The organism is Caulobacter sp. AP07 (assembly GCF_000281955.1).
Taxonomy (GTDB): Bacteria; Pseudomonadota; Alphaproteobacteria; order Caulobacterales; family Caulobacteraceae; genus Caulobacter.
This window is the reverse complement of record NZ_AKKF01000094.1, coordinates 1-3,921: the sequence shown is the minus strand read 5'-3', so window position 1 is coordinate 3,921 and position 3,921 is coordinate 1. Positions and strand designations below refer to the sequence as shown.

Genomic DNA, 3,921 nt, shown 5'->3' with positions numbered 1-3,921 from the left:
CCCCCATCCAATATCGGCTGTTGAACCGCTCCAAGGGCCCCGCCGTGCGCGGCCCGCGCTCGCAGATCGACCGCCGGCTCTATCGCGAAGCCATGCAGGCCGAGCTGTTCGACCATGTGAACCTCGACGTCATCGCCGCCGCGGCCGAAGACCTGATCGTCGAGGATGGGATCGTCGCCGGCGTGGTCGACGGGGAGGGCGGCGTCTACCGCGCGTCCCGCGTTGTGCTGACCACCGGCACCTTCCTGAAGGGCCTGATCCATCAGGGCGAAACCCGCATCCCGGCCGGCCGGGTCGGCGACGCGCCGTCGATCGGCCTGTCGGACCGGCTCTATGCGCTGGGCTTCGACATGGGCCGCCTGAAGACCGGCACGCCCGCCCGTCTCGACGGCAAGACCATCGCCTGGGATCGCCTGGAAATGCAGGCGGCCGACGACAATCCCGAACCGTTCTCGTTCCTCAACACCACGGTGGACGTGCCGCAGATCCAGTGCGGCATCACCTATACGACCGCCGAAACCCACAAGATCATCGCCGATCGCCTGGGCGAGTCGGCGGTCTATGGCGGCCGCGCCACCGGCATCGGCCCACGCTATTGTCCGTCGATCGAGGACAAGGTCGTCCGTTTCGCCGACAAGACCAGCCACCAGGTGTTCCTGGAGCCCGAAGGCCTGGACGACGACACGGTCTATCCGAATGGCGTCTCGACCTCGGTTTCGGCCGAAACCCAGCTCTTGTTCCTGCGCACCATGCCGGGCCTCGAGGCCGTCGAGGTCATCCGGTATGGCTATGCCATCGAGTACGACTACGTCGATCCGCGCGAGCTCTACCCGACCCTGGAGACCAAGCGTCTGCCCGGGCTCTACCTGGCCGGCCAGATCAACGGCACGACCGGCTACGAGGAGGCGGGGGCCCAGGGCCTGGTCGCCGGCCTCAACGCGGCGCTGGCGGGGCAGGGCAGGGCGCCCGCGATCTTCGCCCGCGACGAGGCCTATATCGGGGTGATGATCGACGACCTGGTCACCCGGGGCGTCACCGAGCCCTATCGGATGTTCACCAGCCGCGCCGAGTTCCGCCTGGTGCTGCGGGCCGACAACGCCGACCAGCGCCTGACCGATCGCGGTCTTGAGCTGGGTTGCGTCGGTGCGGCCCGAGCGGCCGCCTGGGCGGCCAAGAAGGCCGAGCTGGAAACCGTCCGCGCCTTCGCCCGTTCGGTCACCCTGACCCCGGCGGCGGCGGTCAAGGCCGGCTTCAAGGTCAATGCCGACGGCCAGCGCCGGGATGTCCTGGCCATGCTGGCCCTGCCGGGCGTCGACCTCGACAGCCTGACGGCGGTATGGCCGCAGATCGCCACGTGGAGCCCTATGGCCCGCGAGCAGATCGAGATCGAGGCGGCCTATGCCGGCTATCTCGATCGCCAGCGCACCGACGCCGAGGCTTTCCGCAAGGAAGAGGACCTGCGCCTGCCCGGCGACCTCGACTACGGTTTGGTCGGCAGCCTGTCGAACGAGGTGCGCGAGAAGCTGGCGCGAGTCAGGCCCCTGACCCTGGGCCAGGCGGCCCGGATCGAGGGCGTGACGCCCGGCGCCCTGACCGCGCTGCTGGCCCATGTGCGACGCGCCCGTGCAGCGGCCTGATCCCATGCAGACCGAACTGGTCATCGAAACCCTCGACCCCGTCGACGCGGCCGCCTTCCAGCGGCTGACGGGCTGCAGCGACGCCCAGCTGGCGGACCTGACGCGTTTTCAGGCCCTGCTGGCCGAGTGGAACGCGGTGATGAACCTGGTGGGGCCGGCCTCGCTGCCGAACTTCTGGAACCGTCACGCCTGGGACAGCGCCCAGCTGCTGCAACTCGCGCCGGACGCCAGGACCTGGGCCGACCTCGGGGCCGGGGCCGGCCTGCCCGGCGTGGTCCTGGCCATCCTCCTGAAGGACACGCCGGGGGCCAAGGTCCATCTGGTCGAGAGCATGACCAAGCGCTGTAAGTTCCTGCGCGTGGTCGCCGACGACCTGAAGCTGCCCGTCGAGATCCACAACGCCCGCGCCGAAGAGCTCGACCTGAAGGTCGACGTCGTCACCGCCCGGGCCTGCGCGCCGATGGTCAGACTGCTGGGTTATGCCCAGCCCTACCTGAAGCGCGGCGCGACCGCCTGGTTCCTGAAGGGACAAGATGTCGCTTCGGAACTGGTCGAGGCCGCCACATATTGGAAATTCGAGTCGACCCTGCGGTCCTCCCTGAGCGACCCGCGAGGCCAGATCGTGCAAGTGAAGGGGCTCAAGAGTGTCCGTAAAGTCTGACCAACCGCTGCGCGTCCTGGCCATCGCCAACCAGAAGGGTGGGGTGGGTAAGACCACGACCGCGATCAATCTGGGCACCGCCCTGGCGGCCTGCGGCGAGCGCGTGCTGCTGATCGACGCCGACCCGCAGGGCAACTGCTCGACGGGCCTGGGCATCACCCGCACGCAGCGCAGGACCACGCTCTACGACGTGCTGATGGGCGAGAAGCCGGTGGTCGACGCCGCGGTCCGCACCGAGCTGCCGGGCCTGGACGTGATCCCCGCCGACGCCGACCTGTCGGGTGTCGAGATCGAGCTGGGCCAGACGGCGCGCCGCTCCTACCGCCTGCGCGACGCCCTGGAGCCGCTGCGCGCCAGTGGTGAATACAGCTATGTGCTGATCGACTGCCCGCCGTCGCTGAACGTGCTGACCGTCAACGCCATGACCGCCGCCGACGCGGTGTTCGTGCCGCTGCAATGCGAGTTCTTCGCCTTGGAGGGCCTGACCCAGCTGATGCGGACCATCGAGCGGGTGCGGGGCAGCCTGAACCCCAAGCTGGAGATCCAGGGCGTGGTGCTGACCATGTACGATCGCCGCAACAGTCTGTCCGACCAGGTGGCCCGGGATGTCCGGCAACACTTCGGCGACAAGGTCTATGATGCGGTCATACCGCGCAACGTCCGGGTGTCCGAGGCGCCGTCGTTCGGCAAGCCTGTGCTGCTCTACGACCTGAAATGCGCCGGCAGCCAGGCCTATCTGCGGCTGGCCCGCGAGGTGATCTTGCGCGAGAAGTCGCGGCTGGCCCAGGCGGCCTAGGGCCGTCTGAGGATAACTATCCAAGTCATTGTCGAAATTGAGTGTTGAGCGCGTGAGGGAGTCGGTCGTGGTGGGAGAACCGGGGATGTCTGAAGGTCGTCGTGGGCTGGGTCGGGGTTTGTCCGCCTTGCTCGGCGAGGTCGATTCCGCGCCCGCCCAGGCTCCCGGCGACACCGCCGGCGGTTCGCGCGAGGCGCCGATCGAGTTGATCCGCCGCAATCCCGATCAGCCCCGCAAGACCTTCCATGAGGAAGACCTGGTAGAACTTTCGGACTCGATCCGCGAGAAGGGCGTCCTGCAACCGATCCTGGTCAGACCGGCGCCGGGCGCGACCGGGGAATACCAGATCGTCGCCGGCGAGCGCCGTTGGCGGGCCGCCCAGCGCGCCGGCCTCAAGACCATCCCGATCATCGTCCGCGAACTGGACGACCTGGCGGTGCTGGAGATCGGCATCATCGAGAACGTCCAGCGCGCCGACCTCAACGCCCTGGAAGAGGCGCTGAGCTACAAGGTGCTGATGGACAAGTTCGGTCGCACCCAGGAGGCGATCGCCCAGACCGTCGGCAAGAGCCGCAGCCACATCGCCAACACCCTGCGCCTGCTGGCCCTGCCCGAAGCCGTCCAGACCTACCTGACCTCCGGCGAGCTGACGGCCGGTCATGCCCGCGCCATCGCCTCCGCGCCCGACCCGACCGCCCTGGCCCGCGAGGTCGTCGACAAGGGCCTGTCGGTTCGCGAGGCCGAGGCCCTGGCCCGTCGCACCCCGAACGCCGCCGGCGAGGTTCGCGCCCGTTCGAACGGCGGTCGGCCTGGCGGACCAGGGCCCG

4 protein-coding genes are annotated in these 3,921 nt (G+C 68.8%); all 4 read left to right on the top strand.

Translation table 11 applies throughout. The features are described 5' to 3' along the window. Window positions 1–1,637, top strand: a 1,637-nt coding sequence (mnmG, locus tag PMI01_RS06070) for a tRNA uridine-5-carboxymethylaminomethyl(34) synthesis enzyme MnmG (RefSeq protein ID WP_007665372.1), incomplete at its 5' end; no start/stop codon positions are given. 4 nt (window positions 1,638–1,641) lie between these two features. Continuing rightward, entirely contained in the window at window positions 1,642–2,298 is a 657-nt protein-coding gene (rsmG, locus tag PMI01_RS06065; protein WP_007665370.1) for a 16S rRNA (guanine(527)-N(7))-methyltransferase RsmG, read from the top strand. Then, a complete protein-coding gene (locus PMI01_RS06060) occupies window positions 2,282–3,094 on the top strand; it encodes a ParA family protein (protein WP_007665366.1) in 813 nt (270 codons plus the stop codon). Before rsmG ends, PMI01_RS06060 begins: the two co-directional genes overlap by 17 nt. A gap of 85 nt (window positions 3,095–3,179) precedes the next feature. Beyond that, window positions 3,180–3,921 (top strand): ParB/RepB/Spo0J family partition protein (locus tag PMI01_RS06055; protein WP_007665363.1); only part of this gene is annotated, 742 nt, incomplete at its 3' end.